Source organism: Salisaeta longa DSM 21114 (assembly GCF_000419585.1).
GTDB lineage: Bacteria > Bacteroidota > Rhodothermia > Rhodothermales > Salinibacteraceae > Salisaeta > Salisaeta longa.
Window position 1 is genome coordinate 2,012,123 of the sequence record NZ_ATTH01000001.1, and the last position, 16,938, is coordinate 2,029,060.

Here is a 16,938-nt window from a genome sequence, read left to right on the forward strand (position 1 = left end):
GGATTACGGCGTGATGGTTACGGTGAGAGCGAGCGTGTCGGCCGGCGCGCTCGGGTAGTGCGCATGCAGCCGGATGGTGTGCGTACCGACGTCCGACGGCCGCGTGATCCACGTAAACGAGAACCCCGCCAGGCCCGCCATCATCGGCGCCTCGTCGATCGTATAGCCGCGCACCGCGCCGCGCTGCAGCGTATGCGGAAGCTCCAAGACCAACGTGCGCCCGGCGTCTACCGAACGCTGAAGCGTATCGCGCACCAGCAGCGCACGCGCAACATCGGTTGACGGCGACGGTTTGACGGCGCGTGCCTCCACCGCAACGAAGGCCACAAGCAGCGCCCCACAGAGCAGCAGCCCGCAAGCCGCAAGGCGGTTCCTCATGATGCGTCAGACCAATTGGTGGGTAGTGGTTGGAAGACGATGGCTCTACGTGCCGGGGGTCTTCGTGTTGCTCCTGCTCGGTGCCCTTCCCAGGTCTTCACGGGCCCAATCGGCGGAAACAAAGTGGCGCGTAGTTGGCGATACGCGGGCGGTTGCGTGGCCTGCTACGGTTGCGCGCCCAACGCACGATGCGCTTACGCCCGCTGCAAAGCGCTTGCTGCATCACCTGCGCACGGCCGGCTACTACTTTGCTACGGTCGACTCGGTGCGCGTTAGCGGTGCCACCGGGCGCTTTTACGTTCGGCGCGGCCCGCGCGTGGCCCTGGGCACCGTGCAGCTGCAAACCGACGGCGTCATTCCGGCGGACACGCTGCGGCACTGGCTTCGACTGCCGACGATGCAGTATTTTCGTCCGTCGGTGTTTGCGAAGCGCGTGCCCATCGTGCTCGATCGCTACGCGGCCCGCGGCTATCCGCGCGCTGAACTTCGCATCACCGGCCTACGCCTCGATACAACCGCCCACGGCCCGCGGCTGCGGCTTACCCTTCGCGTGCAGCGCGGCCCCCGGCTGCGGCTTGAGCGCGTGGCCCTCCCGGACGACGCCCGCACCAATCCCTCGTTTGTACGGAATGTGGCCGGCCTGCAGCGCGGCGCGCCGCTCCGCCGCATCGACCGGTCGGCCCTCCAAACGGCGCTGCAAAACACCGGACTGTTTGCCTCGGTGGGGATGCCCGAGGTGCGCATCGACAGCACCGGCGGTGCTACGCTGTTCGTCCCGCTCACCGAAGCGCCACCCGGCACGTTTGACGTGGTGGTGGGCTACCTGCCGCCCGCGCAGGGCCAGGGCGGACAACTTGTAGGTACGGGGCAGCTCGCGCTTATCAATCCATTTGGCGGTGGGCGTACGCTTAGCGCCGCGCTCAACCGTCCGGCCGGCCGCTCCAGCACGGTGCGCCTACAGGCCGAAGCGCCGTACGTGCTGGGCTGGCCGCTGCGCCTGGGCGCGGGCTTCGCGGGGGAGCAGCGCGACTCCACCTTTTTGACACAGACGTTCGACGGCGCGTTGGGCTGGTCGCCCACGTCCAGCCTCACCGTCTCGGGCACCCTCCGCTACACGCGCACCCGGCCCGGCCCGGCGGGCGCGCGCCTACGCGACGGACGCTCTGTGGTACCGCAGGCCCGCCAGGTGCTGTATGGGCTCCTGCTCCGCTACGGACGGCCGTCTGCCACCGTGCGGCCGGCACTGGCGGGATGGTTTAGCGGCGGCATTCGACAGGGCATTCGGCGCGAACAATTCCGGCGCGTCCTCAACGGCGACACCACCACGACGCGACGGCGCCTGCGGCAGCTTCAAGCAGACGCCGCGGGGCGCTTGTCGGTGCCTACATTTGGTCAGCAGGCCCTGGTGGTGGGCGGCAACGCACAGCTCGTGCTCAGCGATGCCTATACCACCGATATGCTTTACCGCTGGGGCGGCACGCAGACCTTGCGCGGCTACGACAGCGACCGCTTTCTGGGCCACATTGTGGCGCGGGCGCTGGCCGAGTACCGCTACTACGCCGGGCCACGCTCGTTTGCCTACGCGTTTCTGGATCTTGGCTTTGTGCGACGGCCCGAGCTACGCGGCCGCCCTGCCACAGCCGGCTGGCACCCGGGCTATGGCATCGGGATCCGAACACAGACGGGCATCGGGCGGGTGGACGTCAGCTATGCCCTGAACCCCACCGATAGCAGCCCGGCCAACGGGCGCATCCACCTTGGGCTCTCGGTAACGCTGTAAGACGCACGGCGTGCTACCCCACCAGTTCGCCTTCGTGGGCACGGTACCAGTCGTACGTTTGTTGAATGCCTTCCCGCAGCCCCGTCTGGGCCGTCCAGCCCAGCGCGTTCATGCGCGACACGTCCACCAGCTTCCGCGGCGTGCCGTCGGGCTTCGAGCGGTCGTGCGTGATGGCGCCCTCGTGGCCCACCACGTCTTGAATCAGCGTGGCGAGTTCGTTGATCGAGAGGTCTTCGCCCACGCCCACGTTGAGCATGCCGTCGGGCGCCACATCGCGAATCTCTGACGCCGGCTGCTCCAGCACAAAGCGGACGGCATCGGCCAGGTCGTCGGCATACAAAAACTCGCGCTTGGGCGTGCCGCTGCCCCACAGCGTAACCGGCGCATCGCCCTGCTGGTGCGCCTCGTGAAACTTCCGGAGCAGCGCCGGGAGCACGTGGCTCGTTTCCAGGTCGAAGTTGTCATTGATGCCGTACAGGTTGGTGGGCATCAGCGTAAGCATGTCGTCGCCGTGCTGACGATGAAACGCCTCGCACAGCTTGTGGCCGGTAATTTTGGCAATGGCGTACCACTGATTGGTCGGCTCCAGCGGCCCCGTGAGAAGCGAATCTTCGGGCATCGGCTGGGGCGCGTGCTTCGGGTAGATGCAGGTGCTGCCCAAAAAGATTGTGCGCTGCACCCCGGTGGCGTGCGCGGCGTGTAGCACGCTCTGCTCGATGGCCACGTTGTCGTACAGAAAGTCGGCCGGATACTGATCGTTGGCCAAGATGCCACCCACCTTCGCCGCCGCCATCACCACGAAGTCCGGTTGCTCGGTTTCAAAGAAGGCCTGCGTGGCGCGCCCGTCGCGCAGGTCGAGTTCGCTGCTCGTGCGCATGACGAGGTTGGTGTACCCGGCGGCCTTGAGGCGACGGACTACGGCGCTGCCCACCATGCCACGATGGCCGGCCACATAGATTTTTGCTTCGGGATCGGCGAGATGCATAAACAGATCGGCTAAACGTTATTGGGGTTACGACGAGCGCCCCACGAGCGACCGCAGGCGGCTGACGAGGCCCTCCATATCGAAGGCGTCTTTGATTTCTTCCAGCTTTTCTTGCTCCTCCTCGTTCTCCTCCTGGCTGTTGAGGAAGGCCCCCACAAACGCAAAGCCCACGCCCACAAATCCCCCCAGGATGATGCTGAGCAGCACAATGAGGGTGCGCTTCGGCGCGCTTCGCTCCAGTGGCGGCGACGGCTCCTCTACCACGGTGATCACGGGCTGTTGCTTCTGCAGGTCGAGCCGCGTTTGGGTCAGTTGCGCTTGCAGGTTGCTGTAAAGCTGCTCCTTGAAGGTGACCTGCCGCTGCAGACGATCGCGCTGGAATTCGAGCTGCGGCGAGTTGATGCGTTGGTTGCGCGCCAGGAACTCCGCAAGGCGGTTCTCGGCGGCCTTGAGCTCTTGCTGAGCTTCGGCAAAGCGCTGCTGGATGAACTGGAGGTTTTCGCGCACCTTTTGAGTACGAAGCGCACGTACGCGCTTTCGCAGCGCATCGAGCACGTCTTGCGCCATACGCGCCGAGAGCACGGGGCCGCCGGCCGTAACGGAGATCGTCATCAGTCCGCTTTCGGCGTTCACCGACGACGCGATCATTTCGCCCATGGCCTTGATGGCTTCGGATTCCGCCTCGGTGGGGTAAATGAGCGTACCCGTGCTGTCGCGGCCAGCAGGAAGAGGGGGGTTGGCAGGTGTAACCGCCTCCTTCAACGTCCACGGGAGCTTGAGGGTGTACTTCAGCAGCGCGCCCACAACGCCAGGCGGGCGGTCGATGTAATCGACGAACGTCATGCGCCGCTCAATGTCTGGAAAGTAGAAGGTGTCGCGCGCCACATCCAGGCGCACCTCGCGGCTCGCCAAAATCTCCGGATAAGCCTCAGCGCTCAATCCGCCCGACAGGCCACCCAGGCTGATCCCAAAGCTGCTGCCAAGGGCCGAGAGCCCGCCCGGCAGGCTCGGCGCATCTTCCCCCGTCTCGCGCACCACCTTTGTGCTCGATGTAAACTCCTCCGGTGCAAGCAGCGCATACGTAACGCCTAGCACGGCAAAGACCATGACGGTGCGCACGATCAGCGTCTTATGGCGCGCGAGCACCAGCAAGAGATCGAGCAGCGACACTTCTTCCTCGGCGTACGCCGGGGGCGGCGCAGCACCTTCAGGACGTCGTATGTCTTCCGGAGCGGTACGATCGGTCATGGATTAGTTGAAGGCTCGCGTGGCGAGGACGATGATCGTAAGCGCGCTTGAGAGGACCGCCGTGGTTTGCTGAATGACCTGCCCAACGTCCACGTCGTCCTGGTTTTCGGGCTCGGGCTCTTTGGCGATGACGCGGATCGTTGCGCCGTCGTCTACCTCGGGCGTTACGCGGAACCAGCCGGTTTGGATGCGGAAGGTGGCGCCGTTGGCCTGCGTAAGCAAGATGGTCTTTGTATCGTCTTGCGCCCCGCCGGCCCGATCGAGGTAGTATTCCACGCGTTTGCCTGGATTGTGCTTGATGAGCCCTTCGTTGGCTACGTTACCGCGGACGGCCACCGTGTTGGGCTGCGGTGGAATTATAATCTCGTCGCCCGCTTGCAATGAGAGGTTGGCGTCGCCCTTCCGCGCGATGGCCCGCCCAATTTCCACAATGACTTGCTCGCCGTTGCGGCGCAGGCGCCCGCCCTTGGGGTACCCGGTGGGCAAGATGCCACCCGCGCGTTGAATGACGCTGGCAAGGGTCTCGTCGCTGCGCAGCAGGGTGTACTCGCCCGGATACGTAACCTCACCGCGCACAACCACCGTACGTTGCGGCTGAAAGCTGGGCGAGGTGCGCACAAACACACGATCGCGGTGCTCCAGCACAAAGGTGTCGGCCGATCGCATGGCCCGCGTCGTATCGCCGACCGAAAAGCTGACATTCTGCGACGTAGCGCCGGGCATGTTCAGCGGAACGATAATGGTGCGCGCCCGGCGCTTCACGTCGTTGTCGCGCACCATGCGGGTAACCTCTATGCTGCGTAGCGAGGCGCCCTCGGTGAAGCCCCGCGCCTGCACAATGATGTCCTTCAGCGTCATGTTGTCGTAGTAGGTGTAGCGTCCCGGCGCTTTAACGGCCCCGCTGATGCGCACAAACCGGTCTTTCAGCTCCTGAAGGCTGTCGGCATAAATGCGGATCTCGTCGTCGGGCAGGAGGTTGCGCGTGGCGAAGCCGCCCCCCCGCAGCGCCCGCGCAAGATCGAACGGGATAATGCGCTTCGTCTTGCCGTCCGGCATCTCGCGGTACAAGTCGGCACGGCCCAAAAAGACCTCCTTTAGGAACTGCCGGTCGTACAGCCCCCCTGCCATAAACAGCAAGTCGCCCACGGTCATGCTGTCGCGGTAGGCGTACGTACCGGGGTTGCGCACTTTGCCTGAAATACGCACCGTGCGCTCCTGTCGCATGGCCTGCACAGATGCAACATGAAGGCTATCGCCCGGGCGGAGCACGACGTTGGCCGTGGGCACGTCGTCCATCACGGCGCGCAGATCAAGGCGCGTCACCTGGAAGTCGAGGTTGGGACCAATGCGGTAGAGCTGCGCCCGCGGCTTGTAGGCGTCGCCCGTCAGTCCATCGGCGCGTTGCACAAGGTCGCGCACCGTGCGCAGCCCGCTGCCCAGGGCATACGTGCCGGGCTGGTAAACCGCACCGGTGACTTCCACCTTCGGGATGTTAGCTCGCGCCACGCGGTCGCTGTCTGGCCGAATCGACAAGATGCGTACCTCGTCGCCGTCGGCGAGCGGCACCTGCGCTGTATCGCTGCGCACCGCGGCTAGGCTGCGGTCGAGCACCGTACGGGCAATCCCTGTGCTGTCGCGCTCGGCAAACGGCACAATGCGACTGATCTGAAAGCGCTGCGCATAGGCCTCAGGCGTGAGTCCGCCGGCAAACTGCAGCAAATCGCTCACGGTTTCTTCCGGCTTCACCTCGTAGATGGCGGGCCGCTGCACCTCGCCGCGAATGGAGACCGTTTCGCCACGTGGCGGCACAAAGATGTAGTCGCCGCCTTGCAAATGCACGGGATTAGGCGCGCGCGCGCCGACGAGGTAGCCGTACAGGTCAACCGTATCCACAACGTCGCCGTTGCGCACCACCTGAATGTTGCGCAGGCTTCCGCTAGTGAGCGGGCCGCCTACGCTGTACAAGGCGTTAAAGACGGTAGCGTAGCTGCTTACCGTGTAGCCGCCGGGTTGGGGCACCGCGCCCAACACGTACACCTGAATGGGCCGCACGCGCGTAACCATCAGATCCATAAAGACGGTGGGCGGATCGCTGACGAGCCCCGAGTAGTAGCGGCCCAGCCACTGCCTTAAGTCTGTTCGGAGATCTGCGAGCGATTTGCCCGCTACGGTGTACTGCCCTACGCTGGGGATGGTGATGCGCCCCTGCCGGTCGACTTGCAGGTCGTACTGAAACTCGGCCCCGCCCCACACAGTCAGCCGCAACTCATCGTTGGGGCCCACCACGTAGCTATCGTCTACCGGTCCGGTTGGACTTGGCTGAAAGGCCTGCGGGATTGTGTTAAAGACATCGTAGCCGAAGTATTGGAGGGAATCGCGCGTGGCCCTTCGGTCCTCGTCGCGCTCAAAATCTTCAGGGAGAAGCACCAACCGCGATCCGGTAAGCAACGAAACGGTGGTATCGCGCGTGGCTGCCCGCACAAAGAGCGTCCACGTACCAGCCATCGAGTCTCGCGGAATGCGCAGCTCGCCCTGCCAGGTGCCCCGCAGCACCGATCCTTCGATGCGCTGCACGCGCCGCACGTTGGCCGTATCGCCCGCCGGTGTCAAGAAAAACGGCTGCACGCGCTGCATGATGCTGTCGGAGCGGAGCGACACCTCCACCTGTACCGTCTGTGGCAAACGCGTTACCGAGAGGCTATCGGGCGTGATGGTGGGCCGATCGGTGAGCGTCGGTTGAGGGGGCGTTGTGATGGCTGCACCGCTGGTGCCTGCCGCCCCGGATGCCGCTTGTGACTGCCGCACCGCCTGCAGCAGCGCCTGTATCCGCGCTTCCGGAATGCCGAGTTGCCGGGCCCGCCGGATGGCCTGTTGGGGGTTTGAGAGGTCGATGCCCAGCGCCTGGGCGCGCTGCCGGGCTTCCTGGACGGTCATGCCCCGGCGCTCCAATTCGTCCTGCACCGCTTCCGGCACCGGCTGCTGCTGCGCCTGCACGTTCCCGGCCATAAAAAAACCAGCCCATCCGAGCACGAGCAGGGCGATAAGTCGCTGTACCATAGCGTTTGTTTGATTCGGCGTATCGTTACAACACGTTAGCGCAATCGACGGCAGAAAAGATGTGGCCGACCTGTATCCTTGATAAGGTGCGGTGCTAAACAAATGCGAATGGGAGGACCGAGGGGCGTTGCAAGTTTCTCAAATCTTTGTCGGGGCATCGCGCATCGCTGCTGCGCAGGCCGCGAGCTGCGTGCGCCACGAGGGAATGGAACAGCCGAAGCGCGCTTTGGCCTTTGCGGAGGTCATCGCGGTGTGCGCGGGGCGCGCCGCGGGCGTCGGGTAGTCGCGGGTGGGAATGGGCTGTACGGCCACGGCCAGGTCGAATGCGTCCATAATGGCTTCTGCAAACCCGTGCCACGAGGTACATCCCTGACTGCACAGGTGGTACACGCCGCGCTTTTCGGTGGGGTCGTCGGCGGCGAGCTGTTGCACGATCGACGTGGTGGCCTCGGCAATCCAACCGGCCCACGTGGGGCTTCCGTACTGATCGTTTACCACCCGCAGCGTGTCATGCGTTTCGGCCAGCCGCAGCATGGTGCGCAAAAAATTGGACCGGTAGGGGCTGTACACCCAGCTGGTACGCAGCGTCACGAACCGTCCGCCGGCCGCTTGCACAGCAGCCTCGCCCGCAGCTTTCGTTTCGCCGTAGACGTTTACCGGCGCCACGGGGTCGTCCTCGGTGTACAGCCGGTCGTGGGTGCCATCGAAGACGTAATCGGTGGAGTAGTGCACCAGCCAAGCGCCCAGCCGGCGGGCCTCTTCGGCTAGCACCCCAGGAGCCACGGCGTTGATGGCGTGCGCACGCTCCGCCTCTTCTTCGGCGTCGTCAACGGCGGTGTAGGCCGCAGCATTCACGATGATGCTCGGCTCCACGTCGCGCACAACGGCACGAAGGGTGGCGGGGGCTTCGAGGTTGGCCCGCTCGCGCCCGGGGGCCGCGACGGTACCCACCGGTTGCAGGGTACGGTGCAGGTACTGCCCCACTTGCCCCGTGGCCCCCAACAGCAAAAGGGTTGGCTTATCCATCGGCAGCTTGCGTTGAATGGAACGTACGGGCAGCGGCCGGCAGGGCCGCGAGCGGGGGCGCCCCGGCGTCTTTCGACGATACGACCGGGTCGTCCACGGGCCAGTCGATAGCGAGCGCCGGGTCGTTCCAGTGCACGCTGTGCTCGCCGGCCGGGTGATACGGCGCGGTGCACTTGTAATAAAACAAAGCTTCGTCGCTCGTCACCACAAAGCCGTGCGCAAACCCCTCGGGCACGTACAGCTGCCGGTGGTTATCGGCCGAGAGGTAGTGGCCCGTCCACTGCCCGGCCGTGGGCGACGACGCCCGTACATCAACCACCACGTCGTACACTTCGCCGGCCAGCACTTGCACCAGCTTGGCTTGCGGCTTCGGGTTCTGGAAGTGCAGCCCGCGAAGCACACCGCGCACCGAGCGCGATAGGTTGTCCTGCACGAAGGCCGCGTCAATACCGGCGTCGGCGTAGCGCGCGGCGCGCCACAGCTCCATAAATGCCCCGCGCGCATCGGGGTACACGTCGGGGACGAGCAGCTGCACCCCCGGCAAGTCGGTGGCGTGAACGGTCATGACGTGGCGGGGGAGGCGGCGTGGTGACGGCGAACGAGGCGCAGCAGGTACTGCCCGTAGGCGTTGTTGGCCATCGACTGCCCCAGGCGGGCGACATCGTCGATCGAAATCCAGCCCTTGCGCCACGCGATTTCTTCCGGACAGCTGATCTTCAGACCCTGCCGGGCTTCAATGGTTTGCACGAAGTTAGCCGCCTGCAGCAGCGCATCGTGCGTGCCGGCATCCATCCAGGCCATGCCCCGGCCCATGTGCTCTACGTGCAGCGCGCGTTCGCGCAGGTAGTGGCGGTTGACATCCGTAATTTCGAGCTCGCCGCGCGCCGAGGGCGTCAGCGTGCGGGCCACGTCGACCACCGTGGCATCGTAAAAGTACAATCCGGTGACGGCGTAATTGGAGGCCGGCGCGTCGGGCTTTTCCTCAATCGACACCGCGCGGCCGGAGGCGTCGAAGTCGACCACGCCGTAGCGCTCGGGGTCGTTTACGTAGTACGCAAACACCGTCCCGCCGCTGGGCCGTTGTGCCGCGCGCATCAGCTGGCCGCTAAGGCCCTCGCCATAAAAAATGTTATCGCCCAGGATGAGCGCCACCGGATCGTCTCCGATAAAGTCGGCGCCAATTACAAAGGCCTGCGCGATGCCTTCCGGGGCGTCTTGCACGGCGTATTGCAACGAGAGGCCCCAGTCGGCGCCGTCGCCCAATAGCTCCTGAAAGCGGGGCAGGTCGCGCGGCGTTGAGATGACGAGCACCTCACGAATGCCCGCCAGCATGAGCGTGGCCAGTGGGTAGTACACCATGGGCTTGTCGTACACCGGCAAGAGCTGTTTGCTCACGCCGCGCGTCATGGGATGCAGGCGCGTGCCGGCGCCGCCCGCCAAAATGATCCCCTTGCGTTGCATGGGTTAGGCAAGTTATTGCAGCAGGCGATGTCAGGAGGCCGTGCCCAGGCGCTCCATGGCGTAGCGGTCTTCCAGCACCCGTTCGCACCACTCGCGGTGCGCCAGGTACCAGTCCACAGTGCGGGCCACGCCGCTTTCAAACGTCTCCTCCGGTGTCCATCCCAGGTCCTGCTCAATCTTGGAGCAGTCGATGGCATAGCGCCAGTCGTGGCCGGGACGATCGTCCACAAAGGTGATCTGCTCGGCATAGGGCGTGCCGTCGTCCCGCGGGGCCCGCTCATCGAGCAAGCGGCAAATGGTGCGCACCACCGCAATGTTTTGTTTTTCGCTTTTCCCGCCAATGTTGTACGTCTCGCCCACCGTGCCGCGGCGTAGCACCCGGCGCAGCGCCCGCGCATGATCGTCCACGTACAGCCAGTCGCGCACGTTTTCGCCCGTGCCATACACCGGAATGGGGTCGCCCACCAGCGCCTTCAAAATCACCACCGGCATGAGCTTTTCGGGGAATTGGTACGGCCCGTAGTTGTTGGAGCAGTTGGTAACGAGCACGGGCAGCCCGTAGGTGCGATGCCAAGCCCGCGCCAGATGGTCGGCCGAAGCCTTGCTGGCAGAATACGGCGAGCTCGGGTCGTACGGCGTTGTCTCGGTAAAGGCCCCCTCATCGCCCAGCGTGCCGTACACCTCATCGGTGGATACATGGAGGAACCGAAAGCCCTCCCGCTTCGGGCCGCCCAGCGTGCGGTAGTACTGCCGCGCCGCCTCCAGCAGCGTGTACGTCCCCACAATGTTGGTGCGGATAAAATCCGACGGCCCATCGATGGACCGATCGACGTGGCTCTCGGCGGCCAGGTGCAACACACCGTCCGGCGCAAACTGATCAAACAGGCGCGCCATCGCATCGGCATCGGCCACGTCGGCCCGCGCAAAGTGGTAGCGGTCGCTGTCGGCCACCGGCTGTACGGTAGAGCGGTGGCCGGCGTACGTCAGCTTGTCGATGTTTACGACCAGGGCGTCGGTTTCCGAAATCAGCTGGCGCACCACCGCCGACCCGATGAAGCCGCATCCGCCGGTTACGAAAAGCGTGGGAGTATCCGTCATGTGGAGCGAAATGTGAGCAGAAAGCGTTCGAGCGTCTTACGCCGCATCCGAGGCGCGCTCCTCGATGATTCGTGCCTCTTCAATGTTGGCATCGCGCCCCTCGGCGAAGGCTTTGCGCGAGTCGGATGCAATTTGAGACGCGCGGCGCGCGGTGGCATCCAGCGCGTTCGCCGTCAGGCGCATGGCTGTACCGCCCAAAAAGACGGTTTTGCCAAGCCAGTTCAGATCGGTAAAGCGAAATTCGCGTTGTTCGTCAGGGCGTTCCATCGGTCGGTATCGGGGGCTGTTACACGTCGATCGTAGCGTACTTGGCATTGCGCTCAATGAACTTGCGGCGGGGCTCAACCGAATCGCCCATGAGCGTGCTAAAGATATGATCGGCCGCCGCGGCATTTTCTACGGTTACCTGCTGCAGCTTCCGGGTCTCCGGGTTCATGGTAGTTGTCCAGAGCTGCTCCGGATTCATTTCGCCGAGGCCCTTGTAGCGCTGCAGCGTCGGCTTTTTGCCCTCGTTCCGCAGCGCGCCCATGCGCTCTTGCATGGCATCGTCGGTCCACAGGTACTCTTCCTCGCGGCCGTTTTGAATGCGATAGAGCGGCGGCAGCGCAATGTAGATGAAGCCCTGCTCCAGGAGCGGGCGCAGCTGGCGATAAAAGAAGGTGAGCAGCAGCGTGCGGATGTGCGCGCCATCCACGTCGGCATCGGTCATCAGGACGAGCTTGTGGTAGCGCAGGTTGTCCAGGCTAAAGGCATCCTCGGTGGAGGTCAGCCCGGTGCCCAGGGCCGTCACCATGTTTTGGATCTCGTTGTTTTCGAGGATCCGGTCGAGGCGCGCCTTCTCCACGTTCAGGATTTTGCCGCGCAGCGGCAGGATGGCCTGGAAATGGCGGTCGCGGGCCTGCTTCGCCGATCCGCCGGCCGAGTCGCCCTCTACGAGGTACAGCTCGCTCTCGTCGGGCGTGCGCGAGGTGCAGTCGGCCAGCTTGCCGGGCAAGCCGCCGCTTGTGAAGGCGCTTTTGCGCTGCACCAGCTCGCGGGCCTTTCGGGCGGCCGCACGCGCCTGCGCAGCCAGCACCACTTTGTTGATGATGGCCTCAGCCTGCGTGGGATGATCCTCCAGCCAGCGGCTCAGGTACGTGCCCACCATGCTCTCCACGATGCCCTGCACCTCCGAGTTGCCAAGCTTCGTCTTGGTCTGTCCCTCAAACTGCGGTTCGGCCACCTTCACCGAAAGAACGGCCGTAAGCCCTTCGCGGAAGTCGTCGCCGGAGAGCTTGAAGTTCACCTTCTTCAGCAAGCCGTTCTGCTTGGCGTAGCTCTTCAGCGTTCGCGTGAGCGCGCGCCGAAAGCCCGAAATGTGCGTGCCGCCTTCGTGCGTGTTGATGTTGTTCACAAACGACAGCACGTTCTCGTTATAGCTGTCGTTGTAGCGCATGGCCACCTCCACCGGCACCTCGCCGTCCTCTTCGGCAATGTAAATCATGCCGTCGTGGATGGGATCGCGGGTCTCGTCGAGATACGCTACAAACTCTCTCAGCCCGCCCTCCGAGTAGTATTCTTCGCGGCCCAGCTCCTCGTCGTCCTCGCGCTCGTCTTCCAGCAAGATGCGCACGCCCTTGTTCAGGTAGGCGAGCTCCCGCAGGCGATCGGAGAGCGTGTCGAAGCGAAACTCAGTCTCCTTAAAGATGTCGGCATCGGGCCAGAAGCGGATGTGCGTGCCGGTTTCTTCCTCGGGACGCATGGGACGCAGCTCCTCGACGGGGCCCTCGGGCACGCCGCACCGGTAGCTTTGCCGCCACACCGATCCGTCGCGCCGCACCGTGGCTACAAATCGCGTGGCCAGCGCATTGACGCAGGAGACGCCCACACCGTGCAGCCCGCCCGATACCTTGTAGCTGTCCTTGTCGAACTTCCCGCCGGCGTGCAGCACCGTCATCACCACTTCCAACGCCGAGCGGTTCTCCTGCGGGTGCATGTCCACCGGAATGCCGCGTCCGTTGTCTTGCACCGACACCGAGCCATCATCGTGGATGCAAACCTCGATATGGTCGCAGTGCCCGGCCAGCGCCTCGTCAATGGAGTTATCTAGCACTTCGTACACCAGGTGGTGCAGGCCGCGGCGGCCCACATCGCCGATGTACATGGAGGGGCGCTTACGCACCGCCTCTAGGCCCTCCAGCACCTGAATGTTGGACGCCGCGTAGGCGCTAATGGCGCGATCGGGCAGATCAGTCGGTTGGCTCATAAATCCCAGGATGCCAGCAGTACAAAACAAGTCTTACGGTACGGCCGCGCAAAAAGCGGGCCGTCGAAACGCATCTTTATCGTAACGTACGGCGCAGCGCGCGGTTCTGCAACGGCCGTGCATGGATTCCCCTCAAAGCCCGCGCTGCCACCGGGCGGCTCCAGAAACAAAGCGCTGGGGACGGAGGTGCATCTTGGTGTGCCGCCCTTTCCCAAGATGTACCGATCGCCATGGCCGTTACCCGCGAAGCTGTGCTGAAGGCGCTGAGCCAGATTGTAGAGCCGGAGCAGCGCAAAGACATTGTGCGCCTCGACTTGGTTAAGAACCTAACGGTGAGCGACGACGCCGTTTCGTTTACCGTGGTGGTGCCCCGCCCCGACACCCCGTTTGCCCAGCAGGTGGCCGAGGCGTGCCGCCGGGTGCTGCACGAGGAGGTAGACCGCGCCCTAACTGTGGATGTGGAAGTAGACAGCGAGATGATTTCGCTGGGTGACGACATTCAAGTGGGCGACCAAGGCGGCAACAAGAAAAAGCAGGGCGGCGGGGGCGGCGTCCAAAACACGATTGCCGTGGCCAGCGGCAAGGGCGGCGTGGGCAAAAGCACCGTGGCCGTCAACCTCGCCGTGGCCCTCTCTGAACAGGGCTATAACGTCGCCCTCGTCGACACCGACATCTACGGGCCGTCGATTCCGAAGATGATGGGGATGGAGGGGGAACGCCCGCGCATGACCGACGAGCGCAAGATCAAACCGCTCGAAAAGCACGGCATCAAGCTCTTGTCGATGGGCTTCATGGTAGACCCCGACAAGGCCGTGGTGTGGCGCGGACCGATGGTTACGAAAGCGGTGCAGCAGTTTTTGGGGGATGTGCACTGGGGCGATATCGAATACATGGTGCTCGACCTGCCGCCCGGCACCGGCGACATCCAGCTTACCATCGTTCAGACGATTCCGCTCACCGGCGCCCTCATCGTGTCGACCCCCCAAGAGATTGCGCTGGCCGATGCCCGCAAAGGCGTGGCCATGTTCGACAACGTGAACGTACCGGTGGTGGGCATCGTCGAGAACATGGCCTACTTTAGCCCGCCCGACCAGCCGGATCGCAAGTACTACCTGTTTGGCCGCGGCGGCGCGCGTACCCTCGCGCAAGACCTCGATGTGCCGTTTTTGGGCGAAGTGCCCATCGAACAGCACGTGCGCGAAGGCGGCGATGATGGAACGCCGGTGGTGCTCGGTCACCCGGAGAGCACGTCGGCCCAGGCCTTCCACCAGATCGCGGAGCAAACGGTGGAACAGGTGGCCCTGCGCAACGCCGAACAAGACCCGACCCAAAAGGTGGAAATCCTCTACCGCTAGCGCGCCGCGGGGGGCCGTCCATTTTTAAGCGGGCGGCGAACCCTGTCCGGGGCTTCCCGTACCTGATGGTGCGCAACCGATTCTGTAGATGCTTGCTTTGCTATGCCCGATGCCCCCGACGCGACGCCCGCCAATGACGCGGCCCTGCGCAACCAGATTGAAGAGGCGCTCGACACCATACGCCCGTACCTCATGGCCGATGGCGGCTCGGTGCGCGTGCTTAACATCACCGACGACCATGTGGTGGAGCTAGAGCTGCTCGGCGCCTGCGGCTCGTGCCCCATGAGCACCATGACGCTGCGCGCGGGCATCGAGCAGGCCCTGAAGCGCTCCGTCCCACAAATCAAACGCGTGGAGGCCGTCAACGCCACGGCGGCCTAAGCTGCACACGCCTCGTTTTTGGCCGCGCCTCCCCACGCACCTCGCGCCCTCTGTTATGCGCGCCAGGCCCCGTGCCTGACGCCTTGTCGCATCCGGACCCGGCTACCCCCGCCACGTGTCTACCGCCCACGCGTTGTACTGGCGGAAATGCAGCAGCACGAAGTAGATAAGCACGTACAACATCTGCGTGGCCAAGCCGTCCCATTGCTCGCGAAGGGCCGTGCCAAACACGAGCGCGGCCATGAGCAGGCTTCCGGCAACCAGCGCCTCACGCGTCCTCCACCCTATCACGAGCAGGGCGCCTACCACCACTTCCCAGGGCACCAGCACGTAGGCAAACGCCCGCACCAGCACGGCCGGCAGCACGGTACCGGCAAAGGCCTGCGTGATGCCTTCCGCAAAGGCGGCCCACTTGGGCACGCGCACGGCACCATGCAGGAAGATGTTGATGCCCAGAATGAAGCGTAGCAGCGCGTAGGCCCACTGGCGGTCGTGGGTGGTTTCGTCGGTCATACGCCTCGGTCGGTTATGGGAAGGAGCACCGCCGCGTCCGCATCAAAACGTGAGGGTGGTGTCGTGGGCAGCTGCCTGCTTGGCCATGTCGCCCGCCCCGCCAAACCGCGCCCACGGGGCCAAGTCGTCGGCTGTGATGCCGCGGGCCTCGGCGCACGGCTTGCACACCACAAACGCCTCAATCATGTCCTGCTGCAGGAGCGCATCGACGACGGCCCGTACCGTGGGCAGGCCGGGGGCCTTGAGCTCCGACAAGTCGGCATGGCGCGTGCTGGCGAGGTAGGTGGCTTCTTGCATCGCAAAAAACGCCGACGCCTCGCCCTGGCTCATGGCGCCTTTGGCCGCAATGAAGGGCAGGACGGCTTTCGTCGCATTTTCGGGTCCGATGGTGGTGATGATATGCATGGGCGTTCACCGCTTGGAGAAAGATTCGAGGGACAACGTTCCACCCGACGCGCGCGCCGGTGTTCACGACGATGCAAAAGCCGTTGCTGCACCGCGGGCAAACTGCTGCAACGAGCGCGGCGGCTGCCCGGTAATCTCCTCAACGGCCTCGGTGACAGGCGCGGCGTGGCCGGCGCGCACGTTCTGGAACAGGCCCACCAGCATCTGCGCATACGCCTCGTCAAGCCCCGCCTGCGCAAACATCGCGCGGGCCGCTTCGTCGCTGACCGCCTCGTAGGAGATGTCGCGGCCCCAAACCTGCGACAGCACGTCGGCGGCCTCGGCATAGGTGAGGGCCTCGGGACCGGTCAGCGTGTACGCGGTGCCGCGATGTGCCGCATCGGTGAGGGCCGCCGCCGCGACGGCCGCGATGTCTCCGGCGTCAATGAAGCTCGTCTGGGCATCGCCCGCCGGCAGCCGAAGCACGCCGTCGCCCATGATCATGTCGTGCCAGTACGTCAGAACATTTTGCATGAACCAGTTGGGCCGCAGGAGGGTGGCGTGCAGGGGGCTCGCCTGCAGATGCAGTTCGGCGCGGCGCAGCGGCACATCGTCGGGCGCCTGGTCCACGCCCATCGCCGTCATGAACACCACGTGCTCGGCCTGCGACTGCGCCACCGCGTCGATGAACGGAACGAGCTGCGGGTAGACGGCCGTGTCGGAGGGCGCCAGCATAGAAACGCGGGCTACGCCCTCTAGCGCCGGGGCGAAGGTCGACGGGTCGGTGAAGTCGAAGCGCACCGCTTCCGCGCGGGCCCCGGGCGGTGCGTACGCCTCGGGCAAGCGGGTGGCCGCCCGGATCGGGGCAGAACCGGATGCCAGTTTTCTCACGAGGCGCCGGCCTACGGTGCCCGTGGCTCCCAAGATGAGCGTCGTCGCAGAATCGGTAGCCATAAGCAGCAAAAAATGTTGAATGCGGAGCGTGTGTGGTAGAACACTGCGAGCAGGGCAGACCGGTTTCAACCAT

General features: G+C 64.6%; 16 protein-coding genes. 3 read left to right on the forward strand and 13 right to left on the reverse strand.

Features of this window, described 5'->3' with window-relative positions; translation table 11 throughout:
* Positions 1-3: 3 nt before the first annotated feature.
* On the reverse strand, positions 4-378 hold the full coding sequence (locus SALLO_RS0108350; protein WP_022835852.1) for a hypothetical protein: 375 nt from the start codon (positions 376-378) through the stop codon (positions 4-6).
* Here SALLO_RS0108350 and SALLO_RS0108355 point away from each other — a divergent pair.
* Positions 377-2,158, forward strand: coding sequence for a BamA/TamA family outer membrane protein (locus SALLO_RS0108355; RefSeq protein WP_022835853.1), 1,782 nt, complete (start codon positions 377-379; stop codon positions 2,156-2,158). The genes SALLO_RS0108350 and SALLO_RS0108355 overlap by 2 nt on opposite strands.
* A 13-nt stretch (positions 2,159-2,171) precedes the next feature.
* On the opposite strand, the gene SALLO_RS0108360 is transcribed toward SALLO_RS0108355, so the two are convergent.
* The 9 genes from SALLO_RS0108360 to gyrB all read right to left on the reverse strand — a co-directional run bounded on the left by SALLO_RS0108360 (position 2,172) and on the right by gyrB (position 13,278).
* The gene (locus SALLO_RS0108360; RefSeq protein ID WP_022835854.1) at positions 2,172-3,143 is read right to left on the reverse strand and encodes a GDP-L-fucose synthase family protein; all 972 of its coding nucleotides are present in this window, start codon (positions 3,141-3,143) and stop codon (positions 2,172-2,174) included.
* Positions 3,144-3,170: 27 nt separating this feature from the next.
* Positions 3,171-4,391 (reverse strand): Wzz/FepE/Etk N-terminal domain-containing protein, encoded by a 1,221-nt coding sequence (locus SALLO_RS0108365; protein ID WP_028567054.1) that lies wholly within the window; start codon positions 4,389-4,391, stop codon positions 3,171-3,173.
* Between the two features lie 3 nt (positions 4,392-4,394).
* The gene (locus SALLO_RS0108370; protein ID WP_022835855.1) at positions 4,395-7,448 is read right to left on the reverse strand and encodes an SLBB domain-containing protein; all 3,054 of its coding nucleotides are present in this window, start codon (positions 7,446-7,448) and stop codon (positions 4,395-4,397) included.
* 138 nt (positions 7,449-7,586) lie between these two features.
* Positions 7,587-8,474 (reverse strand): dTDP-4-dehydrorhamnose reductase, encoded by an 888-nt coding sequence (gene rfbD, locus SALLO_RS0108375; protein WP_022835856.1) that lies wholly within the window; start codon positions 8,472-8,474, stop codon positions 7,587-7,589.
* Complete coding sequence (gene rfbC, locus SALLO_RS16160; protein ID WP_022835857.1) at positions 8,467-9,039, reverse strand: dTDP-4-dehydrorhamnose 3,5-epimerase; 573 nt, start codon at positions 9,037-9,039, stop codon at positions 8,467-8,469. Before rfbC ends, rfbD begins: the two co-directional genes overlap by 8 nt.
* Positions 9,036-9,935, reverse strand: a complete 900-nt coding sequence (gene rfbA / locus SALLO_RS0108385) for a glucose-1-phosphate thymidylyltransferase RfbA (protein ID WP_022835858.1) — start codon at positions 9,933-9,935, stop codon at positions 9,036-9,038. The genes rfbC and rfbA overlap by 4 nt, the downstream gene beginning before the upstream one ends.
* A 30-nt stretch (positions 9,936-9,965) precedes the next feature.
* Positions 9,966-11,033 carry a dTDP-glucose 4,6-dehydratase gene (gene rfbB, locus SALLO_RS0108390; protein WP_022835859.1) on the reverse strand — a complete coding sequence of 356 codons (1,068 nt, stop codon included), beginning with the start codon at positions 11,031-11,033 and terminating at the stop codon, positions 9,966-9,968.
* Between the two features lie 36 nt (positions 11,034-11,069).
* A complete protein-coding gene (locus tag SALLO_RS0108395; protein WP_022835860.1) occupies positions 11,070-11,300 on the reverse strand; it encodes a hypothetical protein in 231 nt (76 codons plus the stop codon).
* A gap of 19 nt (positions 11,301-11,319) precedes the next feature.
* On the reverse strand, positions 11,320-13,278 hold the full coding sequence (gene gyrB, locus SALLO_RS0108400) for a DNA topoisomerase (ATP-hydrolyzing) subunit B (RefSeq protein ID WP_022835861.1): 1,959 nt from the start codon (positions 13,276-13,278) through the stop codon (positions 11,320-11,322).
* Between the two features lie 230 nt (positions 13,279-13,508).
* On the opposite strand from gyrB, the gene SALLO_RS0108405 reads away from it, so the two are divergent.
* A complete protein-coding gene (locus SALLO_RS0108405) occupies positions 13,509-14,633 on the forward strand; it encodes an Mrp/NBP35 family ATP-binding protein (protein ID WP_022835862.1) in 1,125 nt (374 codons plus the stop codon).
* Between the two features lie 102 nt (positions 14,634-14,735).
* Complete coding sequence (locus SALLO_RS0108410) at positions 14,736-15,014, forward strand: NifU family protein (protein WP_022835863.1); 279 nt, start codon at positions 14,736-14,738, stop codon at positions 15,012-15,014.
* 102 nt (positions 15,015-15,116) lie between these two features.
* On the opposite strand, the gene SALLO_RS0108415 is transcribed toward SALLO_RS0108410, so the two are convergent.
* The 3 genes from SALLO_RS0108415 to SALLO_RS0108425 all read right to left on the reverse strand — a co-directional run bounded on the left by SALLO_RS0108415 (position 15,117) and on the right by SALLO_RS0108425 (position 16,865).
* Entirely contained in the window at positions 15,117-15,527 is a 411-nt protein-coding gene (locus tag SALLO_RS0108415; protein WP_022835864.1) for a MauE/DoxX family redox-associated membrane protein, read from the reverse strand.
* A 42-nt stretch (positions 15,528-15,569) separates the two neighbouring features.
* Complete coding sequence (locus SALLO_RS16165) at positions 15,570-15,932, reverse strand: DsrE family protein (protein WP_022835865.1); 363 nt, start codon at positions 15,930-15,932, stop codon at positions 15,570-15,572.
* A gap of 63 nt (positions 15,933-15,995) precedes the next feature.
* Positions 15,996-16,865, reverse strand: coding sequence for an NAD(P)H-binding protein (locus SALLO_RS0108425; protein ID WP_022835866.1), 870 nt, complete (start codon positions 16,863-16,865; stop codon positions 15,996-15,998).
* Positions 16,866-16,938: the final 73 nt, after the last annotated feature.

Excerpts from the sequence above, each read along its gene's own strand:
- SALLO_RS0108395 (WP_022835860.1), bottom strand. The coding sequence starts at position 11,300 with ATGGAACGCCCTGACGAACAACGCGAATTTCGCTTTACCGATCTGAAC.
- gyrB (WP_022835861.1), bottom strand. The coding sequence starts at position 13,278 with ATGAGCCAACCGACTGATCTGCCCGATCGCGCCATTAGCGCCTACGCG.
- SALLO_RS0108415 (WP_022835864.1), bottom strand. The coding sequence starts at position 15,527 with ATGACCGACGAAACCACCCACGACCGCCAGTGGGCCTACGCGCTGCTA.
- SALLO_RS16165 (WP_022835865.1), bottom strand. The coding sequence starts at position 15,932 with ATGCATATCATCACCACCATCGGACCCGAAAATGCGACGAAAGCCGTC.
- SALLO_RS0108350 (WP_022835852.1), bottom strand. The coding sequence starts at position 378 with ATGAGGAACCGCCTTGCGGCTTGCGGGCTGCTGCTCTGTGGGGCGCTG.
- SALLO_RS0108405 (WP_022835862.1), top strand. The coding sequence starts at position 13,509 with ATGGCCGTTACCCGCGAAGCTGTGCTGAAGGCGCTGAGCCAGATTGTA.
- SALLO_RS0108370 (WP_022835855.1), bottom strand. The coding sequence starts at position 7,448 with ATGGTACAGCGACTTATCGCCCTGCTCGTGCTCGGATGGGCTGGTTTT.
- SALLO_RS0108410 (WP_022835863.1), top strand. The coding sequence starts at position 14,736 with ATGCCCGATGCCCCCGACGCGACGCCCGCCAATGACGCGGCCCTGCGC.
- rfbB (WP_022835859.1), bottom strand. The coding sequence starts at position 11,033 with ATGACGGATACTCCCACGCTTTTCGTAACCGGCGGATGCGGCTTCATC.
- SALLO_RS0108355 (WP_022835853.1), top strand. The coding sequence starts at position 377 with ATGATGCGTCAGACCAATTGGTGGGTAGTGGTTGGAAGACGATGGCTC.
- rfbC (WP_022835857.1), bottom strand. The coding sequence starts at position 9,039 with ATGACCGTTCACGCCACCGACTTGCCGGGGGTGCAGCTGCTCGTCCCC.
- rfbD (WP_022835856.1), bottom strand. The coding sequence starts at position 8,474 with ATGGATAAGCCAACCCTTTTGCTGTTGGGGGCCACGGGGCAAGTGGGG.
- SALLO_RS0108365 (WP_028567054.1), bottom strand. The coding sequence starts at position 4,391 with ATGACCGATCGTACCGCTCCGGAAGACATACGACGTCCTGAAGGTGCT.
- rfbA (WP_022835858.1), bottom strand. The coding sequence starts at position 9,935 with ATGCAACGCAAGGGGATCATTTTGGCGGGCGGCGCCGGCACGCGCCTG.
- SALLO_RS0108360 (WP_022835854.1), bottom strand. The coding sequence starts at position 3,143 with ATGCATCTCGCCGATCCCGAAGCAAAAATCTATGTGGCCGGCCATCGT.
- SALLO_RS0108425 (WP_022835866.1), bottom strand. The coding sequence starts at position 16,865 with ATGGCTACCGATTCTGCGACGACGCTCATCTTGGGAGCCACGGGCACC.